Source organism: Mesorhizobium sp. M0437 (genome assembly GCF_040321335.1).
In the GTDB taxonomy this organism is placed as follows: Bacteria; Pseudomonadota; Alphaproteobacteria; order Rhizobiales; family Rhizobiaceae; genus Mesorhizobium.
Map to the genome: position 1 here is coordinate 26,197 of NZ_JAMYRK010000006.1, position 24,320 is coordinate 50,516.

Below are 24,320 nucleotides of genomic sequence, written 5' to 3' on the forward strand. Positions count from 1 at the left end.
GGGAATGATCGGGTACAACCGGCGTCTATGGTGCCGCCATCTATCTGGCGGCACCGAATTTGGATCGCGTCTGCATCGGCAGCTTCACCGCCCCTGCAGCACCTTGATCGCGTTGGACATGTCGCCATGCGACAATGCAGCCAGGTAATCCGAGTAGTTGATCCTGCCGTTCGCGAAGCCGTTCATCAATCGCGTGCAGAACGTGTGTTCCAATCCGGCATCCGGGACGTTCATGAGCGCGGCGAGGTTTGCCCTTTCAACCTTGCCGAACCGCATCTTGAATTTGGTCATGCACCGCTGGATCGCCTGCCGTTTCAGCGCCGGGCTGCCGCTCAACGCGACTTGTCCATTCTGGAAATCGGTCTTCGACGTCGTGCATCCGGAAATCAAAGTGGCCGACATCAAAGCTGTTGCTAATACTAACGTCTTCATTGCTTCCCCCAAACCAACCCGTTTGAGACCTGTTAAAGCAACAAAGAATGCCGGGCAACTTCATTGGATTGAAAATTGAAAATATGGTTTCTTGCGCAGGTCTGAGGTTCGTTGCTTCTGCCTGTCAAACCTATCGTTTCAGCAGGAATACCGCCTGCTGGCCGAAAAAGTTCCAGAACCACCAAGGCATGGAGAAGCCGATCCGCTGGCCGTTGGCGTCGAGCGCGGTTGCCTTTTCCACCGTCGCGCCAAGCTCGTCGCACAGATTGACGAAGTCGCGAATGGTGCAGAAATGGATGTTGGGCGTGTCGTACCAGGAATAGGGCAGGTCCTTGGTCACCGGCATGCGGCCGTTGAAGAGCAGCGAAAGGCGCACCCGCCAGTGGCCGAAATTCGGGAATGAGACGATGGCGCGGTTGCCGATCCGGAGCAGTTCGTCGAGCACCAGCTTCGGATTGCGGGTCGCCTGCAAGGTCTGCGACAGAACGACGAAGTCGAAACCCTTGTCGGGATAGAATTGGAGATCCTTGTCGGCATCGCCTTGAATAACCGACAGGCCGCGCGCCACGCATTCGTTGACGCCGCGCTGCGACAGTTCCAGCCCGCGGCCATCGACCTTCTTGGTCTCCTGCAGCAATTCGAGCAGCAGGCCGTCGCCGGAACCGACGTCCAGCACCCGCGACTGCGGCGGGATGAGATCGGCGACGACTTCGAGGTCGACGCGCTGGGCGCGGTTGACGCTCATGCCTTCGGCTCTTGCTCGGCACATGACCCTGATCCGAAAAGCCTGCAACTTTTCGGGGTCATGCGCTGATGCCTGGCACATGGTCCTGATCCGAACAATCCGCAACTTTTCGGGGTCATGCGCCGAGCCCTCTCGCCCGCGCGGCCGAGGCGATGAAGCCCTTGATGGCGGCGAACAGTTCGGGCTCATCGAGCAGGAAGGCGTCGTGGCCGCGGTCGGTCTCGATCTCGACGAACGATACCGAGGCGCCGGCCGCGTTCAGCGCGTGCACGACCGAGCGGCTCTCCTCGGTCGGGAACAGCCAATCGCTAGTGAACGAAACCAGGCAGAAGCGCGTCTTGGTGCCGGCGAAGGCATCGGCCAACCGGCCGCCATGGTCGGCGGCGAGATCGAAATAGTCCATCGCCCGGGTCATGTAGAGATAGGAGTTGGCATCGAAGCGATCGACGAACGTCATGCCCTGATGGCGCAGATAGCTCTCGATCTGGAAGTCGGCATCGAAACCGAAGGTCAGGGCTTCGCGGTCCTGCAGGTTGCGGCCGAACTTGCGGTGCAGCGCTGCTTCCGACAGATAGGTGATGTGGGCGGCCATGCGCGCCACCGCCAGCCCCTTTTCCGGCCGCTTGCCGTGCTCGAAATACTTGCCGCCATGCCAGTCCGGGTCGGCCATCACCGCCTGCCTGCCGACCTCGTGGAAAGCGATGTTCTGCGAGGAATGGCGGGCGCCGGTGGCGATCGGCAGCGCCGAGAAGACGCGCTCGGGATAGCTCGAGGCCCATTGCAGCACCTGCATGCCGCCCATCGAGCCGCCCAGCACGCTGAACAGCTGTTCGATGCCGAAATGCTCGACCAGCATCAACTGCGCCCGCACCATGTCGCGGATGGTGATGATCGGCAGGTCGAGCCCGTAGGGCTTGGCGGTGGCGGGATTGGTCGAGGCGGGACCGGTGGAGCCGAGACAGCCGCCGATGACGTTTGACGAGATGACGAAGAAACGGTCGGTATCGATGATCTTGCCGGGACCGATCAGCACTTCCCACCAGCCCGGCTTGCCGGTCACCGGATTGGTGTTGGCGACGTGCTGGTCGCCGGTCAGCGCATGGCAGACGAGGATGGCGTTGGAGCGCGCGTCGTTGAGCGTGCCATAGGTCTGGTAGGCAATCTGGAACGGCGACAGCAGCGTGCCGGCGTCGAGCTTGAGCGGCTTGTCGGCGCCGAAACGCAACACCGGGCTCGACGGCTGGTCGGCCTCGTTGTTGGTTTTTCGCGCGCGCAAAGCGACCATCACATCTCCTTGCCCGGCCTTCAGTTGTCCACCGGTCTGGCAACAAAAAACCGGCCATGCCTTCGCAAAGCCGGTTACAAGATGCAAACGGCCCTTTAGCAAGTTGTTTAACGTGGCTGCAAGCCGACCGGCCAAATCACCACGGAACTGTAGCCGTTCTTCTATGACTCGCGCATGGCTTCGTCAACGGCAAGTTCTTGATCCCGAATTGCCGCCCCTCGACATTCCGGGCCACGGCTTGTATTTCCGCTGCGGCTTCCGGATGGAGGCACTCTCGACGGATTTCATGAAATGAGCCAGACACCGGATCAGACACGTCCAAAGCCCCGCGCCGGCATCATGGACATCGAAGCCTATGTGCCCGGCAAGAGCGCGGCGCCTGAAGGTGTCGCCAAGGTCCATAAATTGTCGGCGAACGAGAACCCGCTCGGCCCTTCGCCAAAGGCGATAGAGGCCGCGCGCGCGGTCGCCGACAAGCTCGCGGTCTATCCCGACGGCAGCGCCAGGCGCCTGAGGGAAGCGATCGCCGAGGTGCACGGGCTCAACCCGGCGAACATCGTCTGCTCCAACGGCTCCGACGAGATTCTGGGCCTGCTGGCGCAGACCTACCTCGCGCCCGGCGACGAAGCCATCATCACCGAACACGGCTTCATGGTCTACAAGATCTACATACAGTCGGCCGGTGCCGTCCCGGTGACGGTCAAGGAGACCGATGAACGCGCCGATATCGATGCGATCCTCGCCGCGGTGACGCCGGCTACCCGGATCATCTTCCTTGCCAATCCAAACAATCCAACCGGCACCTACGTGCCGTTCCAGGAGGTGCGCCGCCTGCATGCCGGCCTGCCGCGAAACGTGCTTCTGGTGCTGGATGCAGCTTACGCCGAATATGTCCGGCGCAACGATTATGAAGCCGGCGTCGAGTTGGTGGGCAGCGCGGAAAACGTGGTCATGACCCGCACTTTCTCCAAATTGGGCCTGGGCGGGGCGCGGATCGGCTGGATGTATGCGCCAATGCACGTCATCGACGCGATCAACCGCGTGCGCGGGCCTTTCAACGTCAATGCAACGGCAATCGAGGCCGGCATCGCGGCGATCCACGACCGCGCCCATATCGAACGCAGCGTCGCGCACAACGAGACCTGGCTGGCCTGGCTGAGCGAGCAACTAAGCGGGCTCGGGCTGCGGGTGACGCCGAGCGTCGGCAATTTCATCCTCATCCACTTTCCCGAGGACAAAAGGCATTCGGCGGCGGCCGCCGACGACTACCTCAGTGCGCGCGGCTACATATTGCGGCGCGTTTCCGGGTACGGTTTTCCCAACGCGCTGCGCATGAGCATCGGCACCGAAGAGGCCAATCGCGGCGTTGTCGCAGCACTCGCGACATTCCTGAAAAGCTAGAACACCATGACATCACCGATGTTCGAAAAAATCGCGCTGGTCGGCATCGGCCTGATCGGCTCGTCGCTGGCCCGCGTCATCCGCCGCGAGGAGCTCGCCGGCCAAATCGCGATTTCGACGCGCAGCGAAGCGACGCTGGCACGGGCGAGCCAACTCGGCCTTGGCGACACCTATACGACGGATGCGAAAGAGGCGGTTCGCGATGCTGATCTGGTTATCGTTTCGGTGCCGGTCGGTTCTTCCGGTACGGTCGCCGCGGAGATCGCGCCGGCGCTGAAGAAGGGCGCCATCCTCACCGATGTCGGCTCGACCAAGGCGTCGGTGATCGCGCAGATGCAGCCGCACGTGCCTGATGGCGTGCACTTCATCCCCGGCCATCCTTTGGCCGGCACCGAAAAATCGGGACCGGACGCCGGTTTTGCCGAACTGTTCGAGAACCGCTGGTGCATTTTCACGCCGCTGCCCGGCACCGATCCCGCAGCACTGGAAAAGCTCTCGGAATTCTGGCGCCGCTGCGGCTCCAACATCGACACGATGGACCCGCAGCATCACGACATGACGCTGGCCATCGTTTCGCACCTGCCGCACATCATCGCCTATAACATCGTCGGTACCGCCGACGATCTGGAGTCGGTGACCAAGTCCGAGGTCATCAAATACTCGGCTTCCGGCTTTCGCGACTTCACTCGTCTCGCGGCGTCCGACCCGACCATGTGGCGCGACGTCTGCCTGCACAACAAGGACGCCATTCTCGAAATGCTGGCGCGGTTTTCCGAGGATCTGTCCTCGCTGCAGCGGGCGATCCGCTGGGGCGACGGCGAAAAACTGTTCGACCTGTTCACCCGCACCCGCGCCGTCCGCCGCTCGATCATCGAGGCCGGCCAGGATATCGACGTACCGGATTTCGGCCGCCAGGCAGTCGAACACCCGCCGAAGGGATAAGCCGCGGCAGGCCGATCGCAGGCCGGCCCGGCTTAGAGCGGTTCATCGTTTCACAGAAACGCCGAACCGCTCTATCTCTTTGTTTTGCGCAATTCCGGACGGAAAACCGTTTCACACTTTTCCTGGAGTTGCTCTAGTCGAGCGGCTTGATCTTGCCGAGCGGGATGAAGCCGAGCGAGGCCTTGCCCCTGACGATCTTCAGCGGCATCGACGGCTGGTTGCCGAGCAGCGCCAGTCCGGCAAAGCCGGTTTGGATCTGTTTCTTCTGCTCGGGGATGGCGGTGGCGAGGATTGCCGCCACGGCCTTTGGATCATTGAGCCTGATCGTCAGGTCGGCATTTATGAGACCGTCGTCATCGACCGACAGCGGTCCCGAAACGGTGATGCGCGCAGTTCCGGACGACAGATCGAGCTTGTGGATTTCGGCCGCCTGGCCGCGCAGGCTCTTCGGATTTGCCTTGATCAGCGTGACGCCGTTCTTCAGCGTCAGGTCGCCGCTGCCGTCGAGCGGCGGCAAGACGCGCCCGTCGATGGCCGCCGCGTCGATTTCAAGATCGGTGAAATTGCCGGCATAGTCGATGTCCGGGCCGTTTGGGCGCAATTGTCCGGTGGCGGTTCCGGCGCTGAACAGCGAGACGGGATCGGTGTCGTCTGCCGGATCGGTCTGGCCGGACAGGCCTTCTGCCTGCAGCGAGAGGCGCCTCGGCAGCGGCCAGGACAGCTTCATGTCGGCCCGCAGATCATCCCAGTCGATCCAGAGCGGGGTCATGCCGGGAACAGAGGTCCTGAGCGGCCCCCTGAGCTCGGCGGCAGGCGACAGAAGCCGGGTGATCTGCGTGGCGGCGTTGATCTTGCCTGTCGATGCCGCGACGTTGCGGCTGTCGTCCTCGTAAGCCAGGCTGTCGCAGGAAACGGTGAAGCTGAAGGGATAGCCGCTGACCGCGAGATTGGCGCAGTCGGCCTTGATGCCTTTGTCGTCGAGATCGGCGACCGCCTTTTTGGTGGCGCTCTCGACCAGGTCCGCCAGGTAGAACCAGCCGGCGCTGTAGATGCCGAACAGCACGAGGATGAAAGCGGCAAGCCACAACAGGCGGCGACGTTGGCTGGGCGGCGGGCGCTCGTCACTTGACGTCATGCTGCGGCTTTCGTTAACGCGGGGTGGCACGGGCGGGCTGTCGCTTGCGGCACCAACAGGTAGACGGACTGAAACACCACCGGTGAGGTGGTCGTCACAATCAGGCTTGGCGATATGGGCGATTTTTGGGTTTTTGGCTACGGCTCACTGATCTGGCGACCGGGATTCGCACATGTCGAGACGCGGCGCGCCCGCCTGCATGGCTACCGCCGTTCGCTCTGCGTCTATTCTTTCGTGCATCGCGGCACGCGCGAACGGCCGGGCCTGGTGCTCGGCCTCGACCGCGGAGGCTCCTGCATCGGGCTGGCGTTCCGGGTTCCAGGCGAGCTGCGCAACGAGGTCATTACCTATCTGCGCGAACGCGAGCTGGTCACCAACGTCTATCTCGAACGTGTGCTCAGCGTTCGCCTCGACAAGGGTGAAACGGATGGGGGCAAGACGGTCGACGCCGTCGCCTATGTCGTGGACCGCAGCCATGAGCAATATGCCGGTGCGCTCGACCCGGCCGAGGCGGCGGCCGTCGTTCGCGGCGCCGTCGGCCAATCGGGGAGGAATGAGGATTACGTGCTCAGCACGCTGGAGCACCTCGAAGCACTGGGTATAAGCGACCACTGGCTGGAAGACGTGACGAGACGGATCGCGACGTAGCGCCTTTTGTCGTTACCATGATGTTTTCGGTGTCGTGACGCGGGCTACATCCTGAAAATCTGTTTTCCAAGATCGGCGCGATCCAGACTGTTTGCCACGGCAAGCTTGAACTCGGTCAGCGGGTGGAGACCGCCGACAGGAACGTGGAAGCCGGGCTGGCCGAAGGTGTCGATAATCTCGCATAGGACAGGCCGGTCGGCTTCGGCAGGCGGCGAAAAGAAGTAGCGATAGATATTCGCCCTGATTTCGACGCCGCTCAGCAACACGTCGAAATTGTGCAGTTCGAAGCGCTCGGCACTCATTCCGCCATTGATCACCATCTGCCCGCCGAGCGCCAGGGTGCGGATCAATTCGCCGCTGACAGGTCCGCCGACATTGTCGATAATCCCGTTCAATCCGGCGCCGCCGGTGATATCCATCACGGCTTCCCGGATACTTGTCTTCAACTCCGAAAGGTCAAGAGTGGCGGCGGCGCCAAGCGTCTTCGGATCGAAGCTTTGGTGCGAGCGCCGCACAAGAGCGATGACGTTGATGCCGCGTCGTTGGGCGAACTGCATCACCATTGTCGAAATTGACGAATAGCCGGCCGTGACAGCCAGCCATTGGCCAGGCCGCACACGGGAATCCACCAGCAGATCCCACGCGGTAATGGGGTTCACCATCTGCCCGGCGCGTTCGACAGGATAGCCGGCAGGCAACGGGATCAGCCATTCGGCGGGAATGGCGGCGTACTCGGCCCAGCTGCCATAATAGCTGAACGCGACAAGCATCCCCGGTTCCAACCCGACGTTCGCGCCAACGGCTTCGACGATGCCGGCGCCATGGTTTCCGGCGATCTGCCGGGGAAAATGCGGCTTCTTCGGTTCGGGATAGAGGTTCTGGATAAACAGGAAGTCGCCCGGATTGATCGAGGCCGAGACCATCCTGACCAGCACCTCGCCGTCGCTGATCCGTGGCATCGGCAGGTCATCCACATAGAGCACGTCGCGCGGCGAACCGATGGCGTCAAATACAATTGCTTTCATGCCGGTCTCCATAACAAACAATCCGAGGCCAACAGTCTGAGCCCCGGCCAGGCCGTGCCGAGACTTGCGTCGGCGCGGCGGAACCTATGGCCGGCCGGCAAAGGTCTGAATTGGCAGATTTGACAATCTATGTGCCAAACTTGCCAGATCGTTTCTTCAGAGGCTGCCGGTTTGGATGCCCGGGACCAGCGCCTTGGGGCCGGACACGGCGCGGCGGGTCGCGGTTTTGTGAAGCGCCGGCGGGCTGGAAAAGAGGCTATGCGTTTGACGTTGCCACGGTGCGACATAGGTTAGCTCGGTCGGCGGCTCCCACCCGCCCCAGCATGAATCACCATGGAGATCAGCCTTGCAGAAACGTCGTCTCGGTCGCACCGACCTATCCATCGCGCCATTGGTTCTGGGCGGCAATGTGTTCGGCTGGACCGCCGATGAGAAAACCTCGTTCGACCTGCTCGACCGCTTTGTCGACGCTGGCCTCAACGCCATCGACACGGCCGATTCCTATTCGCGCTGGATTGCCGGCCACGAGGGCGGCGAATCCGAAACCATCATCGGCAAATGGATGAAGAGCCGTGGCAACCGCGACAAGGTTGTCGTCATCACCAAGGTCGGTTCGGATATGGGACAGGGTAAGAGGGACCTGTCCGCCGCCTATATCGAACAGGCCATCGATGCTTCGCTGAAGAGGCTGCAGGTCGATAGCGTCGATCTCTATCTGTCGCACTGGCCCGACCCGGCGACCCCTTATGAGGAAACGCTCGGCGCTTACCAGAAACTGCTCGACAAGGGCAAAATCCGTTATGCTGGCGCTTCCAACCTCGACGCCGCCCAGCTGCGGGCCGCACTTGACGTAGCAAGCCTGCGCGGCCTGCCGCGCTACGAGGTGCTGCAGCCGGAATACAACCTTTACGACCGCTCGTCCTTCGATGGTCCGCTGCGCGACCTGTGCGCGGCCGAGGACATCGGCGTCATCACCTATTTCAGCCTCGCGAAGGGGTTTCTGAGCGGCAAGTACCGCAGCGAGGCCGACCTCGGCAAAAGCCCGCGCGGTGGCGGTGTGAAAGGCTATCTCAACACCCGCGGCATGCGCATTCTCTCAGCGCTCGATGCTGTTTCAGCCAGACACTCGGCCAAGCCAGCGGAAGTGGCGCTTGCCTGGGTCATGGCACAGCCCGGCGTCACCGCTCCGATTGCCAGCGCGACGACGCTCGACCAGCTCGACAGCCTGGTGCGTGCCGCGTCGTTGCAGCTCAGCCCGGACGATCTGGCCGAGCTCGACAAGGCCAGCGCATAGCCGCGCACGATCGTTCAAGACCGGCGCCGCTGCCTTGCCCTACCGTCCCTGCATCGTCGCAGGATGCAGGGACGCCGCATGACCGGACAGGGTCTTCTCGATCAGCAGCTATGGGAGCGATTGCTGGCGCTTGTGTTGGCGTCGGCCATCGTCATGGGCAGCCCGGGGCCGGCGACGATAAGCGTCACCGCGATCGGCGCCGCGTTCGGCCTGCGCGGTTCGCTGCGCTATGCCTCGGGAATCGTTGTCGGGACGGTTCTCGTGCTTTTGGTGGTGGCGACGGGCATCATGGCCGTTCTCACCGCGCTGCCGAAGCTCGCGGCGCTGTTGGCGGTCGCGTCAGCAGCCTACATCCTCTATCTGGCGTTCAAGATAGCGACGGCGCCGCCGCTGGCGGCACGCATTGGTGGGGCGGCACCTCCCACTTTCCTGGGCGGGTTCCTTCTGGCCGTTGCCAATCCGAAAGCCTATGTGGCGATTGCCGCCGTGTTCGCCGGCGCGTCTCCTGGCGCGGGCGGTCTTGCTATTTCAGCCAAGCTGGCGGTCCTCGCCTTGATGATTGCTGCCATTCATCTCTTGTGGCTTCTCGCCGGCGCGGCTTTTGCACATTTGCTGCGCAAACCGCTGGCGTCGCGGATCATCAATCTGGTGTTTGCCGTGACGCTGGTTGCAACAGCCGCCCTGGCTGCCTTGCCGTGAGCCTTTCTGGCATGCGCGGCGGGTGTCTCAGCCTTTCAATTCAGGTTTCGCATCGAGCTCACCAAGCCGTTTCATTGCCGTCGGCGGCATCGGCGGCGGGTTCGGCGTCTGTGCCGCCTCGACGAGAAGCTGGTCGCAGGCGGCTTCCGTCTCGCCGATCAGCCGTTGCATGAATTCGTCCTTGCCGAGGCCGGGCGGGATCGGTGGCAGGAAGCGCGCCTTGATCGTGCCGGGATAGCGCAGGAATTTGCGGCGCGGCCAATAGAGACCGGCAACGTGGGCGACCGGGACCACCGGAATGCCAAGTTGCGTGTAGAGTTCGACGATGCCGTATTTATAGACCGGCTCGTCGCCCGGCGCCCGGCGCGTGCCCTCGGGATAGATGATCAGCTGACGCGGATTGCGCGCCAATTCCTGTTTGGTCGCGGCGATCACCATTTTCAATGCCTTCGAGCGGCTGCCGCGGTCGACAGGAATCATCCGCATCTTCAAAATGTACCAGCCGAAGAACGGGATCCAGGTCAGCTCCCGTTTCAATATGTAAACGGGATCGTCGAGATAAGGCAGGAAAGCGATCGTGTCCCAGAAGGACTGGTGCTTCGGCGCCAGGATGAAAGAGCCGTCAGGCAGGTTTTCCTGGCCGGTGATCTCACTTCTGGTGCCGGCGATCTTGTCGTAGAGCCACATGCTGGTGCGCGACCAGAATTTCGGCACGAACCAGGCGCGATGGCGCGGCGACAGGAAATAATACGGGGTCCAGAGGATCATCTGGACGATCAAATTGAGGTAGAAGGCGAGATTGAACGCCAGCGAGCGGAAATACAGCATACAGCAAGTGCCCGGTGAGGAGGTGTGCGTTGGTTACACCAAGCGCCCGCAAAAAGGAAACGCTGCGAGGCGGGCGATCGGCCCGGCCTTGCGAGGGCCGTCTTCGTCACGTTTCCCATGCGGCCTGCAGCAGGCGCTGTCTCAGGCGCGGGGCGGCGAAGTCGAGGAATGCGCGCAGCTTCACCGGCAGTAGCCCCTGGCCGGCATGGACGAGGCTCACCGGCCATGGGTCTGGCTCAAACTCTTGCAGCACCGGGCGCAGCGTACCCGACCGGACTGCGGCGGCGATCTGGTAGGAAAGCAGCCTCGTCACGCCGACGCCGGCAATCGCCGCATCGATCGCTGCCTCAGCCGTGTTGACCCGTAACCTGGAGCGGATCGGCACGCTGAATTCGGTCTTGCCGGTGGCGAAGCTCCAGGCTGCGGCGGTGAGCCCTTCGAAGGTGATGGCACTGTGTGCTGCAAGCTCCTGCGGCGTTTTCGGTGTGCCGTGCTCGGCGAGATAAGCCGGGCTCGCGCAAACGACGCGGCGGATTGAACCCAGGCGGGTGGCGATCAGGCTCGAATCGGCAAGCTCGCCGATGCGGACGGCGAGGTCGAAGTGCTCTTCGACCAGCTGGGTTATCCGGTCGGCGAGTGTCAGCCGCACACTCACCTCAGGATAGGCGGAGAGGAAGCTGGTGACGACCGGCAGCACATGCAGGCGGCCGAATACGATCGGCGCAGTGACGATCAGTTCGCCGGTCGGGGCGCTGTATTCGCCGGCGGCTATTCGCTCGGCCTCGCCGACCTCATCGAGAATGCGACGACAGGCGGCGAGATAGGCGTGGCCTGCATCGGTCAGCGACAGCTGCCGCGCCGAGCGGTTCAACAGCCGTGTCTTCAGGTGCTTTTCCAGGTCCGAAACCTTGCGGCTGACCGTCGTCAGCGGAATGCCGAAGCGGCGCCCGGCAGCCGAGAGGCTGCCTGTCTCCGCCGCGGCAACGAAAAGCGACATGGACTGGAGGCGATCCATAGCTCTCCCGAAAATTTGCCCTTCCGGAAAACGGAAGGATGGATTGCAGATATGGCATCTGCATCTCGAAGATGGAAGGACGTATTTTCCTGACTAGCAATGCAGCGCAGCTCGGCGCTTGATGAGGCTTCCATGAACGCTCACACCAGCGATGTTGCTTTCACCCCGACGGTGAAGGCGATTCAGGCGCGCAAGGGCTCGCGCCAGGCCTATGCCCGTGTCGAGGAGCGTGGCGGCTGGCAGGCGGCAATTACGCCCGATCTCGCCGCCTTCATCGAGGCGCAGACCAGCGTCTTTCTGTCGACCGCCAATGCGGACGGGCAGCCTTACATCCAGCATCGCGGCGGGCCTGCCGGTTTCCTCACGGTGCTCGACGAACGGACGATCGGCTTTGCCGATTTTTCCGGCAACAGGCAGTTCATCACCCAGGGCAACCTCAGCGACAACCCACAGGCTTTCCTATTCCTGATCGATTATGCGCACCGGCAGCGCATCAAGATCTGGGGCAAAGCGCAAGTCGTCGAGGGCGATGCCGAGCTGACGGCAAAGCTGATGCCGCAAGACTATAAGGCGCGACCCGAGCAGGTCATTCTGTTTACGGTTTCGGCTTGGGATTCAAATTGCTCGCAGCACATCCCGCAGCGTTTCGAAGCGGCCGACGTGGCGGCGGCGCTCGGCGAACGCGACAAGCGCATCGAACGGCTCGAACAGGAGATCGCACGCTTGCGATCGGATGCAGCAGCCAGGGAATAAGAGCCAGGGAATAAAAGTGCCGGTGCCGTTCAGCTTCCGCCTGCGGCGTCGGCCAGCGCGACGCTCTCGGTTTGCTTCACCGGCATGATGCCGCGCGCCAGCGCCAGCAGGTATTTGTTGTATTCGGTGAACAGCACGCGCAGCGCTTCCGGCTTGGTCAGCCAGCCGCCATTCTCGAGGTTAGTGTTGACCACCGGATAGGGCTCGAGCCTTGCGCCGTGCAGCAGCCGGCCCATTTCCAGCAGGCTACGCGGCATATGATAATTATTGGTGACGAGAATGACGGTGCCGTAGGCATGGTCCTCGACCCATTTGGCACTTTCCTCGGCATTGCCGATCGTGTCGAGCGCGGCGCGGTCGATGTCGACGCAGCAGGAAAACAGCCTCTTGTCGCCGCCGGTCGCGGCCTGAAGCTGGCGGCGGCTGGCGGAGGGATGGACGCCGCTGATCAGCAGCCGCTCGCCCTTGCCTAAGGCAAGCAGGCCCATCGCAGCGTCGAGGCGCGATTGGCCGCCGGTCAGCACGATGATAGCGTCGGCCCTTGCCGGATTGGCGGGCGTAGTCAGGCGGCTGACGGTATTGGCGAACCAGCCGAAGCCGGCGACAAACAGCGCCATAAAGGCCAGCAGAAGGAGAGCCGAGATGCGCAAGGAGCGCCCTGCCAGCAGCCGCCCACGTTCGGCGAACTGATCCGGCTTGGCAAATTCATCAGGCTCGGCGAATACAGGCGGGCGCGCAACCAGCACTGGCATGCATCCAGCGGTATCGGTCGAGTCCCGAACGTCCATCATGAAATGGTTAATCCCGAAATACGGCCTTTGGTAGGAAAAAAATGCAATTTTCGTGACGATGCGTTTTCATCCGTGATCGATCTTTCCTTTAGCCGGCGTCCGGCTGGCGAATGTCGATGTCGCTGAGATAGGTAACCACGGTGAAATGGGAGGTTGCCGCCGTCAGCGCGCCGATCACCAGCACCATGACAGCGACCCCGAGATAACCCGCCGAGCCGATGGCGAAATTGCCGAACAGGGCGGTCGCCTGGTCGGCCTGCGGCGTTGCCATGTTGCGTGACGACCACCAGGAGAAGACGATGAAGACCAGGATCGCCGCGGCGCCGCCTGCCGCGGCGCCCTTCATGCCGGTGACCAGAAAATGCCGGCGGAATTCGCGCGCGATGAAGCGCGCCTCGGCGCCGACAAAATGCAGCACCTCGATGATGTGGCCATTGCCGGCCATGGCGCCGCGCGTTGCGAACACAACGGTCAGCACCGTCGCCGACAGCATCAGCGCCAGCACTGCAATACCGATCGTTACCGTGGTGCGGGCCATGGCAACCAGCCGGTCGACCCAGGTGCGATGATCGTCGAGCGAGGCACTCGGCAGCTTCGGCGTGATCGCCGCGCGCAGTGCGGCGAAATCGGGCGGACTATTCTCGTCGATGGTGATGATGATCAAGCGCGGCACCGGCAGCTCATCGATGTTCAGGCCCGAGCCTAGCCAAGGCTCGAGCAGTCGGGCCGTTGCTTCGCGATCGATGATCCTGGCGCTTTTCACGCCAGGGAATTCGCCGGCGATCTGCGAGGCCAGCGCAAGTGCGGCCTCCATGTCGAGGCCGTCGACCGGCTTGATCTGGATGGTCGCTTCGCGCGAGATCTGGTTCTCCCAGACGGAGGCGGTGTCACGCACCAGCGTGACTGCGCCAAACGTCAGACAGGACAGAAACGTCATGATGGCAATGACCAGCACCAGCGCCCGGCCGGCGATGTTCTGCGCCGGCACGATCGGCGCCATTTTGCGCTGGACGCGGGGCTTTGCCGCCGCGGCGTCCTGACCCTCGAAATGTTCGACGGAGAGCTCAGTCATAGATGTCCAGCCTTCCGCCGGCCAGGATCATTCGCCGTGCGTCGACCTGTTCCATCAGGCCGAGGTCGTGTGTGGCGATCACCACGGCGGTGCCCAGCCGGTTGAGTTCGATGAACAACCGCAGCAAGCGTCGCGCCAGCGGCGGGTCGACATTGCCGGTCGGCTCGTCGGCGAGCAGGATCTCGGGCTGCTCGATCAACGCCCGGGCAATGGCGGCGCGCTGCTTCTCGCCGCCAGACAGCACCGGTGGCAGCACATGCATGCGCTCGCCGAGGCCGACCCATTTCAGCAGCTCGGTGACGTCGGTGCGATAGGTCGCCTCCTCGCGGCCGCGCACGCGCAGCGGCAATGCCACGTTCTCGTAGGTGGTCATATGGTCGAGCAGGCGAAAATCCTGGAACACCACGCCGATGCGACGTCTCAGATGCGGCAATTCGGTGCGCGAGATGCGCGAGCGGTCCTTGCCGAAAATGGTGATCAGGCCGCGCGTCGGCTTCAGCGACATGAACAAAAGCCGCAGCAACGTCGTCTTGCCGGCGCCTGAAGGTCCGCTCAGGAACTGAAACGAGCGCTCCGGAATGTGCAAGGAGATGTCGCGGAGAATCTCCGGACCCATGCCATAGCGGAGGCCGACATTTTCGAAGCGGATCACTTTCGACGACCTGAAATTCTCGGCGGCAAGATGCCAGCCCTTTCTGTGGAAAGACCATCGGCCGGCATGGTTAACCGACGGTTAATTTGGGGGCTTTTCGAGCGAGTCACAGGGGTTCCGGTGGGGAAGCGTTAACCATTTCCGTTTACCCAAAAGAAACGAACAGCGAACAGGTGCGGTAGTGTTGGGCCATGATGGCTGAGGATCGAACCGCGCGCCCGGTTTCCGGCGAAATCATGACCGATCCGGCCGCCGAGCCGGAACGCATCATGCGCGACGTGACCGCCGAGGTCATCGATGCCGACTATGAGGTGCTGCCCCGCCATTTTACACGTCAAGACTTTGCGCCGCCGCCTGCGCGCATGATTTCCATGCCTTCGATCGAAGGCATGGACATGTTGCGCAAGCCCGAAACCGCCGTCGAACGGCCGTTGTGGGTGCATGGTGGGCCGATCTTCTGGATTGTCGGCGTCGGTGCCGTCTTTGCCGCCTTCTGGATTTCGGGCGGCCATGCGCTGGTTCGTTAGAGCGGCGCCAGAAAATCAACAGGTCACCAGATAAACGATTCGCGACGGTGGGACATCCGACCGTTCGCGGGTGCCCTGCGAAAGATTTGGCCTTGCCAGACGGCACGACATGCCTAGAAACGGGTTGAAGACCGTTTCGGTCGGCTTCGCCTACAAAGGCGATCATTCTGGAAGGGCAGCCAATGCCAGTTGTGCGCGGCAAGGAAATCGAAGTCCTGTTTTCGGCGTCCGCCATCGCGCGGCGGAACCTGGAACTTGCCAAGGAGATCGCCGGGCACGACTACCACGACCTTCTGGTAATCTCGGTGCTGAAGGGATCGTTCATCTTCGCCGCCGATCTTATCCGTGCCATGCACGATGTCGGCCTGTCGCCGGAGGTCGAGTTCATCTTCATCTCCAGCTATGGCGCCGGCACGACCAGCGGTGAGGTGAGGGTGCTGCGCGACATCGACAACGAGGTCGCCGGTCGCGATGTGCTTTTGATCGATGACATTCTGGAATCCGGCAAGACGCTGAGTTTCACCCGCGACCTCATGCTGTCGCGCGGCGCAAGGAGCTGTGCCATCGCCGTGCTGCTCGACAAGCGCATGCGCCGCCAGACCACGCTCAACGCCGACTATGTCGGCTTTGACTGCCCCGATTATTTCGTCGTCGGTTATGGCATGGACGTCGCCCACGCGTTTCGCGAATTGCCGTTCGTCGGCATCGTCAAGGGCGACGCCTGAGGCCTTTTGAAAATTCTACTCCGGCGGTCATCTGACGCGGTTTTCTGCGCTTCCGGTGCTCACGGACTCGAACGTCCGCTCCGGGTCTCGAAAACCACGTCATATGACTCGGCGGAGCGAATTTTGAAAAGGCCTCATGGCCTTCCTGGCTTTCAGGAAACATCAACTTTTCCTCGCCAAATATCCTGCCCATGGCAAATCTCCTGATCGTCGAGGACGATGAATCCGTCCGCACTCTCGCCGCTCGCGCGCTCGAGCGCGCCGGGCATAATGTCACTGTCGCCGCGGACGGCGCACACGGCCTTTCTCTGATCCGGGCGGCGCAAGGGAGCTATGACCTTGTGCTGTCCGACATCCGCATGCCGGAGATGGACGGCATCGAGATGGCCAAGGCGGCAGCGGCGCTGTTCCCGGCGATGAAGATCATGCTGATGACCGGCTATGCCGACCAGCGCGAGCGCGCCGACGAATTGGACGGCATTATTCTCGACGTCGTGCAAAAGCCGTTCACGCTGGCTGAAATCCGCGCCCGCGTCGAACAGGCGCTCGCCTGCTTCGCCTAAGTCCAAGGCCGACCGCCTTCAGGCAGGGTCGCAGGTCGCCGTATTGGCTGGCACGCCGCTCCGGTGCCGGCCGGCATTGAGCGCAAAAAGCCCGGCGCCGATGATGAGGGCTGCGCCGGCCGCCGTCGCTGGTCGCGGCACCTCGGCAAAGAACAGAAAACCCCATAGCGGCGACCAGATGATACCGGTGTATTCGAAGGTGGCGACGCTGTTGGCGGGCGCCAGCCGGTAGGCCTGCGACAACAGGATCATGCCGGCCGAGGCAACGAAGCCGCATGCCCCCATCTTGAGGAGGTCCGGCGTCGCCGGCCAGACCCATGGCCGGACGAGGAATTCGAGGCTCGGATGCACGGCGTGGTCAATGCCTGCCAGCCAAAACAATGCCGCCACCAAGGCGGCGCCGACCAGATAGGCGCCGTTCTGATAGAACGCCATGACAGTCGAGGATTCGGTGTCGCCGATCTTGCGTGCCATCAGCTGCGAGAAACCGTAGAGCAGAGCCGAACCTAGCGACAGCAGCGCTGCCCAGTCGAACAAGCCGGCGCCCGGGCGCACCATCACCAGCACGCCGAGCATGCCGACCAGGACGGTGGCGAGCGCCTGCCAGGACACGCGTTCGCCGAGATAGGGGCCGGCCAGCGCCATGATGAACAGCGGCGCCATGAAATAGAGCGCCACCGCGTCAGCCAGCGGCAGGGCGGCGATTGCCAGATAGTAGGCCGTGTAGGAGGTGAACTGGATGAAGGCGCGTATCGTCAGCATGCCGAACCGCTTCGACAGGATCGCCTGCAATCCGACATCGGCGTGGACGAGGAAAACCAGGATCGGCAGGGCGACGATCGAGCGGATCGCCATCACCTCGGTGACCGGATAGTGGCTCGACACCGCCTTGACCAGCGGGTCCTGCAGCGAAAAGACCAGCACGCCGAGACAGAGGCTGAGGATGCCGAGCACAAGCCGATTCTGCATAGGCGCTCCTGTCTCCCGCGTGCGCGGCCGAAAGCAGGCCTGCATCCAGGTAAAAAGAACCCGCCACCGTTTCGGGCAGCGGGTACGAGTGAGGACTTTTGATTGGTCCGCAGCCGATTTCGCGGCCGCATATCCAATGGGTAAGGCGACTATCGTCCGCCGTTTGACATGTTGCAAACGAATTGGAATGATGCCAGCAATCAGATTTTCTTATGACGGGCACATGCGACCCAATCTCGACAGCGACCTGTTGCGCACCTTCGTGGCGGTCGCCGACACCGGCAATTTCACCAAAGCGGCGGAGCGGGCCGGCCGCACCCAGTCGGCGGTCTCGATGCAGATGAAGAGGCTCGAAGGCATGATCGGCGACAGCCTGTTCGAGCGCGGATCGCGCGGTGTAGTGTTGACGCAGCGCGGCGGCGAACTCATCGCCAACGCCAGGCGCATCGTTTCACTGCTCGACGAGACGGCGGCATCGATGGTCGCGGCGCCGCTTGGCGGGCCGGTGCGCATCGGAATCCCGGAGGAATATGGCCACGCGATCTTGTCGCGGGCACTCGGCGCCTTTGCCAAGCGCCATCCTCAGGTCGACATCACCGTCCGCTACGCGCATTCCGGTGCGCAGATCGCGGCGCTCGCCGCCGGCGAGCTCGATCTGGCGGTGGTGTTCGAATGGCAGGATCTGTCAGGCGGTGAGGTGCTGATGCATGACCCGACCGTATGGGTGACGTCGGAGCTGCATCACATGCATGAGGAGCGGCCGGTGCCGATCGCGCTCTACAACCGTGCCGGTTGGTGCAAGGATTTCGCCATAAAGTCGCTGGAACAGCGCGGTCTCGCCTATCGTGTCGCCTATACCAGCGATACCAATGGCGGCCTGAGGCTCGCCGTCACCTCCGGGTTGGCGATTGCGCCGATCTCGCGCAGCAACATCCCGGCCGGCTGCCGCGAGCTTACGGCCGCCGACGGGTTCGGCGACATCGATTCCTCGAACGTGGTGCTGCGGCGCAATCCGAACGCTTCCGGCGAGGCCATCGACGGCATGGAAGAGGCGATCCGCGAGGCGTTCACCAACCGTTAAAACGTGCCGCTCAGTCCGGCGGTGGCGGCCTCCACGGACCGCACGGCGATCTTCCGAATATTGGGGGCAGCCTTACTTCAGCTCCAGCAACCGCTCCAGATAGCTGCGCTCGATATCGGGGCTGAGTGCGTTGCCGAGCCGCTTGCGGATCGCTTCGAGGATCTGGCGGGCACGCTGCACATCGATCTCGTCAGGCACTCTCACCGAACTTCCGTCATCGGGACCCTCGCTGGTGCGGGGCCGCCCGAGCGGGTCACGGTCGGCATTCTGCTGGCGTCCGCCCTGGCCGTTGCCGCCTTGGTCGCCTTGCATCGCCTGCAGTTGCTTCATCATGTCCTTGGCGCCCCTGCGCAAGGCTTCCAATGCGCGGCCCTGGTGACCGACGGCCTGGTCGCCTTCGCCCTCGCCGAGCGCCTGTTCGGCATTGCCCATGGATTTGCCGGCCTCGCCAAACCCCTCATTGGGGTCGAGGCCCATGCCTTCGAGGCTCTTCCTCAATTGATCGAGCTCGCTCTGCAGCTTGCCCTGGCCTTCCTGCAATTGCTTCAGCGCGTCAGCAAATTCCTGCGGCGTCATCGGGTTCGGCCGGCCGAGCGGATCGCGGTCGTCACCTGGGCCGGGCTTGCCCTCTTCGCCCATCGGGCCTGGCTCACTGTTCTCGCCGAGCTGCTCGTCGCGGTTCTGCCCGCGCTGTTGCTGGCCGCGCTGCATCTGGTCCATGCGGAAAGTGTCGTTCATCATCTCCTGCTGGCGCCGCATGATTTCGCCCAGCTTGTCCATCTGCTGGCGCATCTCGCTGTCCTGCTGACCGCCCTGTTGCTGGCGGCCTGCCTGCAGATTGTTCATCATGTCCTGCAGCTCCGACAGCAATTGCTGCGCCTGGTCGCGATTGCCGGATTTCGCCAGGTTCTCGATCTGGTCCATCATGCGGTCGATGTCGCTCTGGCGCAGTTCCTGGCCGTTCTGCTGCATCTGTGGCGCATTCGGATTCTGCTGCGCCCGCGCCGCGAATTCCTGCAGGAACTGATTCATCGCCTCGCGCAGTTCCTTCATCGCCTTCTCGATCTCTTGGTCGCTGGCGCCGTTCTTGATCGCGTCCTGCAGCGCCTGCTGCGCCTGACGCAGCCGCTTCTCGGCCGCCGAAAGATTGCCTTCCTCGATACCGAGCGCGATCTCCCAGAGGTAAGCGACCTCGTCGCGCAACTGGTCGTCGCTGTCGGCCATCTTCAGCCGGGTGCGGGCGCTCATGATGGCGAGATAGTGCGTCATGTTGTCGAACGTGTCTTCGGGCCTGAGCGTGATCGCATCCATCAGGTCGAGCACGCGGTCCTTGGCATAGGCGTCGAGCGCCAGCATGCGGCGCTGCTCGACCACAGCCCGCGCCAACGGGTTGGAGAATGGCCGCTCCGGCATCACCAGCGTCTTGGTTTCGCTGGTCGCCGTGTGTCCGGCACCGTCGGTGACGACAAGCGACAGCTTGACGTTGCCACCGGCCCAGACATGGTCGGTCAGATCCTTCGTCGTCTTAGCGGCATTGGCCTTGCCGCCGCGGCGCGGCAACGTCAGCGGCATTTCCGGCGGGCCATAGAGCGGATGCGCGTTGGGCACTTGCGGATCGGCCAATGCGAAAACCGCCTTGGCGGAGGCCGCGCCATAGTCGTCGTCGATCTGGTAGTTGAGTTCGAAGGCGCCGTTGACGGCGCGCTTCGGCTCGCCGACAAAGCGGATCTGCGGCGGCTTGTCGGGAATTATGGCGAAGGCCCAGCGGCCGAGCTCGCCGTCGCTGGACTGCAGCGTCAGCGTGCCGTCGGCCGTTAACTTGCCGCTGAACTGGCGCACGGTGGAAGGCGGTGCCGGACTTGCCTCAGTCTTGGCGGCTTGCGGCCCGGTCGGATCGATGGCGCGGGTGTTGCCGCCGGTGTCGGCGTAGCTCAGCGTTTCCTCGCCCGAACCGCCGGTGACGCGCAGCGACACATCGCTGCCCTCCGGAACCGTGAAGGTCGGCGGCGCTTGAGTGGCGTTGTTGGCCAGGACCGGGGCGTTCAGGAATACCGGCGGCCTGCCGGTATAGGCCGGCGGCGTCACCCAGGCATCAATGCGCGGCGGCACGACGTCGCGGGCGGCACGGGCAACAAAACCGTCGCTCAGCCTGCCGCCCGATGGCCCAAAGGAGAAGGCAAAGGCAGTGACCAACAAAAGCGCGGCAACGGCGCGCAGCGCCCACGGGTCGCGTTCCGGCACGCGTGTGCGCGGCACGTCGCCGCCAAGCTCGCCCAGCCGGTCCGCCATGCGCCGCTGATGCTCGCGCCACAGGGCTTGCGAAAAAATGCTTTCCTTGCCGCTCGGGCGATCGGTCTGGACCTGCACCGGGCTGTGCAGCAATCGGTTGGCCGCCTCGATGCGGCGGTCGACCTCGGCACTGGATGGCGTGCGGAAGAAACGCAGTGGATAGAGTGCGGCAAGCGCTGCGACGCCGAATGCCGTGATAAGACCGATCCGCGCCAGATCGGGCAAAAATGGGAACAGGCCGAGCCACGAAATGCTGAGGAACAGGCTGGCGACGATGATCAGTGGCAGCAGCAATGGCCAGCCGCGTTCGACGATTATCGAGACCTGCGTCCCCAGCCGGCTCAAGGCAAGGCGCCTGGCCAGACTGCGATCGCTGGTGAAAATGGGTCGTTGTGTCATCGGCCCTTCCTGGCCGGGCGGGATAGCCCAGGCCTCACGAATCTATCGCATGGGCCCGAAAAGTCGATTTTCGGGAAGCACGATGCGAAGACCTAAAATCTTAGCGCGTACTCCGTGCGTCCAAGCGGATGCACATCGCCCTAAGGATACCAACAAACACGGCGAAGGCGAGGCGGTTCCCCAAAACGTGAACAATAATGCCCCGGATATTGTCAGAATTTCGCCGGATTGGCGTTTGCGCCGCAGACCAGTACGGCAACGCGCTCGCCTGCAGCCGGTGCGTAGCGGCCGGACAGGAGCGCCGCGAAGGCGGCCGCACCGCCCGGCTCGGAGATGATTCGCACGCGGTCCCACAGCGCCGCCTGGGCGGCGATAATGTCGTCGTCGCCGACCAGGATCGAGCGCTCGACGAATGCCTCGGCGATAGGAAACATCATTTCGCCGACACGCTTTGGCGCGAGCGAATCGGCGGCGATGCCCTCAGCCGGCGCGTCGACGGGTCGGCCCGCCTCGAAGGCGCGATGAAGCGTCGGCGCACCCTCCGGCTCGACCGCGATTATCCTGATGCGGCCGGAAAACCAGGCAGCGATGCCGCCGACCAGCCCGCCGCCGCCGACGGCGACCAGCAGGGTGTCGAGCTTCGGCAGGTCGGCCTCGATCTCGAGGCCGAGCGTGCCTTGCCCGACCAGCGTCTCCTCCTGGTTGAAGGCGTGGATCTGCAGCGCGCCGGATCTTTCGGCGAAGCTCTCGCTGGCGGCCAGCGCCTCGGCATAACGGGCGCCGCCGACGATCAACTCGGCGCCGTAGCCGCGGATGCGGTCCAGCTTGGCCTGCGGGCTCACTTCGGGAACAAAGATGGTCGCCTTGTGGCCGAGCCGCATGGCGGCATAGGCGACGGCGGCACCGTGGTTGCCGCCCGACGCGGCGACGACGCCGGCCGCAGGAACCGGCCGTTCGAGGAGATTGGTGAACGCACCACGTGCCTTGAACGAGCCGGAATGCTGCAAGCACTCAAGCTTCAGGTCGACAGGCAGGGGCGGGCGGCCGAAATCGGCCATGTCGACGCGCAGCACCGGCGTGTGGCGCACGAAGGGCCGGATGCGGGGTTCTATCGCCGCAATGCGCTCGCGTGTGATCGTGTGGCCGTGCAGCATGCTTTCACTCCCAGAGTTGACATTACTTAGTAACTTGGCAAAGTGCCTAAATGCAAGAGGTCGACGTTTTCAAAGCGATTGCCAACGAGCGCAGGCTCCAGATCCTCGATTGGCTCAAGGACCCGCGGGCGCATTTTCCGCCGCAGACGGACGGCGATCTGGTCGAGGACGGCGTCTGCGCGCTGCTGATGGCGGAGAGGCTGGGGATCACCCAGGCTACGCTCAGCGAGCATATGCGCGTGCTCACCCAGGCAGGGCTTTTGCGCAGCAAGCGCATCAAGCAGTGGATATTCTATCGCCGGAATGAGGACAGAATCGCCGAAATCAGGGCGCTCATTCAGCACCGGCTGTAGCTGCAGAGTTCTACTCCAACCAGTCCGGCACCGAGTCCAGTCCGATCAGCTCGTCATAGGTCTGGCGCGGACGCACAACGTGGAAGCGGTCGCCGTCGACCAGCACTTCCGGTACCAGCAGCCTGGTATTGTAGGTGCCGGCCTGAACGGCGCCATAGGCGCCGGCGGTGGAGACAGCGATCAGGTCGCCGGATTTCAGCCGGGGCAGGTCACGGTCGAGCCCGAGATAGTCGCCGGTCTCGCAAACCGGGCCGACGACGTCGACCTTCATGCGTGGTGCAGCGGCCGGCTGCTGCGCCACCGGCTTGATGTCGTGAAAAGCGTCGTAAAGCGTCGGCCGGATCAGGTCGTTCATCGCGGCGTCGACGACGAGGAAGTTCTTGGCGTCGCCCTCCTTCACGAAGATTACTTCCGACACCAGGATGCCGGCATTCCCGACGATCAGCCGGCCTGGCTCGAACATTACCTTCAGCCCAAGTTTGGCAACATGTTTCCTGACGATCCGGGCATAGGCATCGGGCAAAGGCGGCGGGTTGTTGTCGACGCGGTAGGGAATGCCAAGGCCGCCGCCGACATCGATGTGCTCGATGGCATGACCGTCGGAGCGCAAGGCGCCGACCAGCTCCACCAGCAGCGCAAAGGCGTCGTCGAAGGGCTGCAATTCGGTGATCTGGCTGCCGATATGGGTGTCTATGCCGGTGACCTTGATGCCCGTCAGCTCAGCCGCGCGCGCATAGACCTTCCGCGCATGCTGCCACGGAATGCCGAACTTGTTCTCGGCCTTCCCAGTCGAAATCTTCTTGTGCGTCCTGGCGTCGACATCCGGGTTGATGCGCAGCGAGATCGGCGCGATCTTGCCCAGCGCGGTGGCGCGGGCCGACAGCAGCTCCAGCTCCGGTTCGGATTCGACGTTGAAACAGAGAATGCCGGCCGAGAGCGCAGAATCCATTTCGTGCGCGGTCTTGCCGACGCCCGAAAACAGGATCTTGCTTGCCGGGATGCCGGCCGCCAAAGCGCGGCGCAATTCGCCCTCCGAGACCACGTCGGCGCCGGCGCCGAGCCTTGCCAGCACCCTAAGCACGGCCTGGTTGGAATTCGCCTTCATGGCATAGCAGACGAGAGCATCGAGCCCGGCAAAGGCCTCGGTGAAGACGCGAAAATGCCTGGTCAGCGTCGCCGTCGAATAACAGTAGAACGGCGTGCCGACGCTGGCGGCGATGTCTGATATCGCCACGTCCTCGGCATGCAGCGCGCCGTCGCGGTAGTCGAAATGGTTCACGAGATTGGTCCGAAATCAGAGCAGCGGGTCGAGGATGAATTTCTTGTCCTCGACAGGTTTTTCCGGCTCCGGCGGCAAGGGTTGCTTGACCTTCTCGGCGTCCTTGCGGGCCTGCACGGCTGCCGCGTACGGCGTGTCGAGCGCAGCCTTCCTGCCGCAGGCCGCAACGGTGGCCATTGCCGCCAGCAGCGTCAGCGTCACCAAAATCCTGCTTCCGGTCATCGTGCCATCCGTCCGAAACTGTTGCCCGCAGCCGCTTCTAGC

Annotated in this window: 27 protein-coding genes and 1 riboswitch; of the genes, 12 read left to right on the forward strand and 15 right to left on the reverse strand. The window is 63.1% G+C overall.

Annotation, left to right across the window (positions count from 1 at the left end; translation table 11 throughout):
* Positions 1-84: 84 nt before the first annotated feature.
* Complete coding sequence (locus NKI72_RS05820) at positions 85-291, reverse strand: hypothetical protein (protein ID WP_352483502.1); 207 nt, start codon at positions 289-291, stop codon at positions 85-87.
* Between NKI72_RS05820 and NKI72_RS05825 the strand changes: the two genes are divergently transcribed.
* Positions 290-511 (forward strand): hypothetical protein, encoded by a 222-nt coding sequence (locus NKI72_RS05825; RefSeq protein WP_352616055.1) that lies wholly within the window; start codon positions 290-292, stop codon positions 509-511. The genes NKI72_RS05820 and NKI72_RS05825 overlap by 2 nt on opposite strands.
* 51 nt (positions 512-562) lie before the next feature.
* Here the strand turns inward: NKI72_RS05825 and metW are convergent, their stop codons facing one another.
* Both metW and metX read right to left on the reverse strand, forming a co-directional pair.
* A complete protein-coding gene (gene metW / locus NKI72_RS05830; RefSeq protein ID WP_352471435.1) occupies positions 563-1,177 on the reverse strand; it encodes a methionine biosynthesis protein MetW in 615 nt (204 codons plus the stop codon).
* A gap of 115 nt (positions 1,178-1,292) precedes the next feature.
* The gene (metX, locus tag NKI72_RS05835; RefSeq protein WP_292661143.1) at positions 1,293-2,462 is read right to left on the reverse strand and encodes a homoserine O-acetyltransferase MetX; all 1,170 of its coding nucleotides are present in this window, start codon (positions 2,460-2,462) and stop codon (positions 1,293-1,295) included.
* 75 nt (positions 2,463-2,537) lie between these two features.
* A riboswitch (SAM riboswitch) is annotated at positions 2,538-2,615 on the reverse strand.
* Positions 2,616-2,753: 138 nt separating this feature from the next.
* On the opposite strand from metX, the gene hisC reads away from it, so the two are divergent.
* Both hisC and NKI72_RS05845 read left to right on the forward strand, forming a co-directional pair.
* Positions 2,754-3,863 (forward strand): histidinol-phosphate transaminase, encoded by a 1,110-nt coding sequence (gene hisC, locus NKI72_RS05840; protein ID WP_352831646.1) that lies wholly within the window; start codon positions 2,754-2,756, stop codon positions 3,861-3,863.
* Between the two features lie 6 nt (positions 3,864-3,869).
* On the forward strand, positions 3,870-4,805 hold the full coding sequence (locus NKI72_RS05845) for a prephenate/arogenate dehydrogenase family protein (RefSeq protein ID WP_352849979.1): 936 nt from the start codon (positions 3,870-3,872) through the stop codon (positions 4,803-4,805).
* A gap of 133 nt (positions 4,806-4,938) precedes the next feature.
* On the opposite strand, the gene NKI72_RS05850 is transcribed toward NKI72_RS05845, so the two are convergent.
* On the reverse strand, positions 4,939-5,940 hold the full coding sequence (locus tag NKI72_RS05850) for a DUF2125 domain-containing protein (RefSeq protein ID WP_352452468.1): 1,002 nt from the start codon (positions 5,938-5,940) through the stop codon (positions 4,939-4,941).
* A gap of 114 nt (positions 5,941-6,054) precedes the next feature.
* On the opposite strand from NKI72_RS05850, the gene NKI72_RS05855 reads away from it, so the two are divergent.
* The gene (locus tag NKI72_RS05855) at positions 6,055-6,588 is read left to right on the forward strand and encodes a gamma-glutamylcyclotransferase (RefSeq protein WP_352616048.1); all 534 of its coding nucleotides are present in this window, start codon (positions 6,055-6,057) and stop codon (positions 6,586-6,588) included.
* A gap of 44 nt (positions 6,589-6,632) precedes the next feature.
* Here the strand turns inward: NKI72_RS05855 and NKI72_RS05860 are convergent, their stop codons facing one another.
* Entirely contained in the window at positions 6,633-7,613 is a 981-nt protein-coding gene (locus NKI72_RS05860; RefSeq protein WP_352831648.1) for a quinone oxidoreductase family protein, read from the reverse strand.
* 346 nt (positions 7,614-7,959) lie between these two features.
* Here NKI72_RS05860 and NKI72_RS05865 point away from each other — a divergent pair, with 346 nt between their 5' ends.
* Positions 7,960-8,907: an aldo/keto reductase gene (locus NKI72_RS05865; RefSeq protein ID WP_352831650.1), complete on the forward strand. Its 948-nt coding sequence runs from the start codon at positions 7,960-7,962 to the stop codon at positions 8,905-8,907.
* Between the two features lie 78 nt (positions 8,908-8,985).
* The gene (locus NKI72_RS05870; protein WP_352831652.1) at positions 8,986-9,606 is read left to right on the forward strand and encodes a LysE family translocator; all 621 of its coding nucleotides are present in this window, start codon (positions 8,986-8,988) and stop codon (positions 9,604-9,606) included.
* A 27-nt stretch (positions 9,607-9,633) separates the two neighbouring features.
* Here the strand turns inward: NKI72_RS05870 and NKI72_RS05875 are convergent, their stop codons facing one another.
* Entirely contained in the window at positions 9,634-10,434 is an 801-nt protein-coding gene (locus NKI72_RS05875) for a lysophospholipid acyltransferase family protein (protein ID WP_352831654.1), read from the reverse strand.
* 106 nt (positions 10,435-10,540) lie between these two features.
* Positions 10,541-11,449: a LysR family transcriptional regulator gene (locus NKI72_RS05880; protein ID WP_352831656.1), complete on the reverse strand. Its 909-nt coding sequence runs from the start codon at positions 11,447-11,449 to the stop codon at positions 10,541-10,543.
* Between the two features lie 132 nt (positions 11,450-11,581).
* Between NKI72_RS05880 and NKI72_RS05885 the strand changes: the two genes are divergently transcribed.
* Positions 11,582-12,202: a pyridoxamine 5'-phosphate oxidase family protein gene (locus NKI72_RS05885; RefSeq protein WP_352471424.1), complete on the forward strand. Its 621-nt coding sequence runs from the start codon at positions 11,582-11,584 to the stop codon at positions 12,200-12,202.
* Positions 12,203-12,231: 29 nt separating this feature from the next.
* Here the strand turns inward: NKI72_RS05885 and NKI72_RS05890 are convergent, their stop codons facing one another.
* The 3 genes from NKI72_RS05890 to ftsE all read right to left on the reverse strand — a co-directional run bounded on the left by NKI72_RS05890 (position 12,232) and on the right by ftsE (position 14,717).
* Positions 12,232-12,819, reverse strand: coding sequence for a YdcF family protein (locus tag NKI72_RS05890; RefSeq protein ID WP_502898558.1), 588 nt, complete (start codon positions 12,817-12,819; stop codon positions 12,232-12,234).
* 262 nt (positions 12,820-13,081) lie between these two features.
* On the reverse strand, positions 13,082-14,065 hold the full coding sequence (locus NKI72_RS05895) for a cell division protein FtsX (RefSeq protein ID WP_352820110.1): 984 nt from the start codon (positions 14,063-14,065) through the stop codon (positions 13,082-13,084).
* Positions 14,058-14,717 (reverse strand): cell division ATP-binding protein FtsE, encoded by a 660-nt coding sequence (ftsE, locus tag NKI72_RS05900; RefSeq protein WP_023677923.1) that lies wholly within the window; start codon positions 14,715-14,717, stop codon positions 14,058-14,060. Before ftsE ends, NKI72_RS05895 begins: the two co-directional genes overlap by 8 nt.
* Positions 14,718-14,953: 236 nt before the next feature.
* Between ftsE and NKI72_RS05905 the strand changes: the two genes are divergently transcribed.
* From NKI72_RS05905 to NKI72_RS05915, 3 genes are all read left to right on the forward strand, one after another.
* Positions 14,954-15,244: a hypothetical protein gene (locus NKI72_RS05905; protein ID WP_352683073.1), complete on the forward strand. Its 291-nt coding sequence runs from the start codon at positions 14,954-14,956 to the stop codon at positions 15,242-15,244.
* A 182-nt stretch (positions 15,245-15,426) separates the two neighbouring features.
* Complete coding sequence (gene hpt, locus NKI72_RS05910; RefSeq protein ID WP_352616025.1) at positions 15,427-15,969, forward strand: hypoxanthine phosphoribosyltransferase; 543 nt, start codon at positions 15,427-15,429, stop codon at positions 15,967-15,969.
* Positions 15,970-16,160: 191 nt separating this feature from the next.
* Positions 16,161-16,532: a response regulator gene (locus NKI72_RS05915; protein ID WP_352540192.1), complete on the forward strand. Its 372-nt coding sequence runs from the start codon at positions 16,161-16,163 to the stop codon at positions 16,530-16,532.
* An 18-nt stretch (positions 16,533-16,550) separates the two neighbouring features.
* Here the strand turns inward: NKI72_RS05915 and NKI72_RS05920 are convergent, their stop codons facing one another.
* Positions 16,551-17,501, reverse strand: coding sequence for a DMT family transporter (locus NKI72_RS05920; RefSeq protein WP_352849981.1), 951 nt, complete (start codon positions 17,499-17,501; stop codon positions 16,551-16,553).
* 223 nt (positions 17,502-17,724) lie between these two features.
* Here NKI72_RS05920 and NKI72_RS05925 point away from each other — a divergent pair, with 223 nt between their 5' ends.
* A complete protein-coding gene (locus tag NKI72_RS05925) occupies positions 17,725-18,582 on the forward strand; it encodes a LysR substrate-binding domain-containing protein (RefSeq protein WP_352831662.1) in 858 nt (285 codons plus the stop codon).
* Between the two features lie 72 nt (positions 18,583-18,654).
* Here the strand turns inward: NKI72_RS05925 and NKI72_RS05930 are convergent, their stop codons facing one another.
* Positions 18,655-21,270 (reverse strand): TIGR02302 family protein, encoded by a 2,616-nt coding sequence (locus tag NKI72_RS05930; protein WP_352683070.1) that lies wholly within the window; start codon positions 21,268-21,270, stop codon positions 18,655-18,657.
* A gap of 212 nt (positions 21,271-21,482) precedes the next feature.
* The gene (locus NKI72_RS05935; RefSeq protein WP_352540190.1) at positions 21,483-22,424 is read right to left on the reverse strand and encodes a threonine/serine dehydratase; all 942 of its coding nucleotides are present in this window, start codon (positions 22,422-22,424) and stop codon (positions 21,483-21,485) included.
* 50 nt (positions 22,425-22,474) lie between these two features.
* Here NKI72_RS05935 and NKI72_RS05940 point away from each other — a divergent pair, with 50 nt between their 5' ends.
* Positions 22,475-22,777, forward strand: coding sequence for an ArsR/SmtB family transcription factor (locus tag NKI72_RS05940; protein WP_352471409.1), 303 nt, complete (start codon positions 22,475-22,477; stop codon positions 22,775-22,777).
* A 10-nt stretch (positions 22,778-22,787) separates the two neighbouring features.
* Here the strand turns inward: NKI72_RS05940 and lysA are convergent, their stop codons facing one another.
* Together lysA and NKI72_RS05950 are read right to left on the reverse strand one after the other, a co-directional pair.
* Positions 22,788-24,056, reverse strand: coding sequence for a diaminopimelate decarboxylase (gene lysA / locus NKI72_RS05945; protein WP_352831663.1), 1,269 nt, complete (start codon positions 24,054-24,056; stop codon positions 22,788-22,790).
* 15 nt (positions 24,057-24,071) lie between these two features.
* Complete coding sequence (locus NKI72_RS05950; RefSeq protein ID WP_352831665.1) at positions 24,072-24,278, reverse strand: hypothetical protein; 207 nt, start codon at positions 24,276-24,278, stop codon at positions 24,072-24,074.
* Positions 24,279-24,320: the final 42 nt, after the last annotated feature.

Coding starts and splice junctions, on each gene's coding strand:
- NKI72_RS05825 (WP_352616055.1), top strand. CDS start 290: ATGCACCGCTGGATCGCCTGCCGTTTCAGCGCCGGGCTGCCGCTCAAC.
- NKI72_RS05820 (WP_352483502.1), bottom strand. CDS start 291: ATGACCAAATTCAAGATGCGGTTCGGCAAGGTTGAAAGGGCAAACCTC.
- metW (WP_352471435.1), bottom strand. CDS start 1,177: ATGAGCGTCAACCGCGCCCAGCGCGTCGACCTCGAAGTCGTCGCCGAT.
- metX (WP_292661143.1), bottom strand. CDS start 2,462: ATGGTCGCTTTGCGCGCGCGAAAAACCAACAACGAGGCCGACCAGCCG.
- hisC (WP_352831646.1), top strand. CDS start 2,754: ATGAGCCAGACACCGGATCAGACACGTCCAAAGCCCCGCGCCGGCATC.
- NKI72_RS05845 (WP_352849979.1), top strand. CDS start 3,870: ATGACATCACCGATGTTCGAAAAAATCGCGCTGGTCGGCATCGGCCTG.
- NKI72_RS05850 (WP_352452468.1), bottom strand. CDS start 5,940: ATGACGTCAAGTGACGAGCGCCCGCCGCCCAGCCAACGTCGCCGCCTG.
- NKI72_RS05855 (WP_352616048.1), top strand. CDS start 6,055: ATGGGCGATTTTTGGGTTTTTGGCTACGGCTCACTGATCTGGCGACCG.
- NKI72_RS05860 (WP_352831648.1), bottom strand. CDS start 7,613: ATGAAAGCAATTGTATTTGACGCCATCGGTTCGCCGCGCGACGTGCTC.
- NKI72_RS05870 (WP_352831652.1), top strand. CDS start 8,986: ATGACCGGACAGGGTCTTCTCGATCAGCAGCTATGGGAGCGATTGCTG.
- NKI72_RS05875 (WP_352831654.1), bottom strand. CDS start 10,434: ATGCTGTATTTCCGCTCGCTGGCGTTCAATCTCGCCTTCTACCTCAAT.
- NKI72_RS05880 (WP_352831656.1), bottom strand. CDS start 11,449: ATGGATCGCCTCCAGTCCATGTCGCTTTTCGTTGCCGCGGCGGAGACA.
- NKI72_RS05885 (WP_352471424.1), top strand. CDS start 11,582: ATGAACGCTCACACCAGCGATGTTGCTTTCACCCCGACGGTGAAGGCG.
- NKI72_RS05890 (WP_502898558.1), bottom strand. CDS start 12,819: ATGGCGCTGTTTGTCGCCGGCTTCGGCTGGTTCGCCAATACCGTCAGC.
- NKI72_RS05895 (WP_352820110.1), bottom strand. CDS start 14,065: ATGACTGAGCTCTCCGTCGAACATTTCGAGGGTCAGGACGCCGCGGCG.
- NKI72_RS05905 (WP_352683073.1), top strand. CDS start 14,954: ATGACCGATCCGGCCGCCGAGCCGGAACGCATCATGCGCGACGTGACC.
- hpt (WP_352616025.1), top strand. CDS start 15,427: ATGCCAGTTGTGCGCGGCAAGGAAATCGAAGTCCTGTTTTCGGCGTCC.
- NKI72_RS05915 (WP_352540192.1), top strand. CDS start 16,161: ATGGCAAATCTCCTGATCGTCGAGGACGATGAATCCGTCCGCACTCTC.
- NKI72_RS05920 (WP_352849981.1), bottom strand. CDS start 17,501: ATGCAGAATCGGCTTGTGCTCGGCATCCTCAGCCTCTGTCTCGGCGTG.
- NKI72_RS05925 (WP_352831662.1), top strand. CDS start 17,725: ATGCGACCCAATCTCGACAGCGACCTGTTGCGCACCTTCGTGGCGGTC.
- NKI72_RS05930 (WP_352683070.1), bottom strand. CDS start 21,270: ATGACACAACGACCCATTTTCACCAGCGATCGCAGTCTGGCCAGGCGC.
- NKI72_RS05935 (WP_352540190.1), bottom strand. CDS start 22,424: ATGCTGCACGGCCACACGATCACACGCGAGCGCATTGCGGCGATAGAA.
- NKI72_RS05940 (WP_352471409.1), top strand. CDS start 22,475: ATGCAAGAGGTCGACGTTTTCAAAGCGATTGCCAACGAGCGCAGGCTC.
- NKI72_RS05950 (WP_352831665.1), bottom strand. CDS start 24,278: ATGACCGGAAGCAGGATTTTGGTGACGCTGACGCTGCTGGCGGCAATG.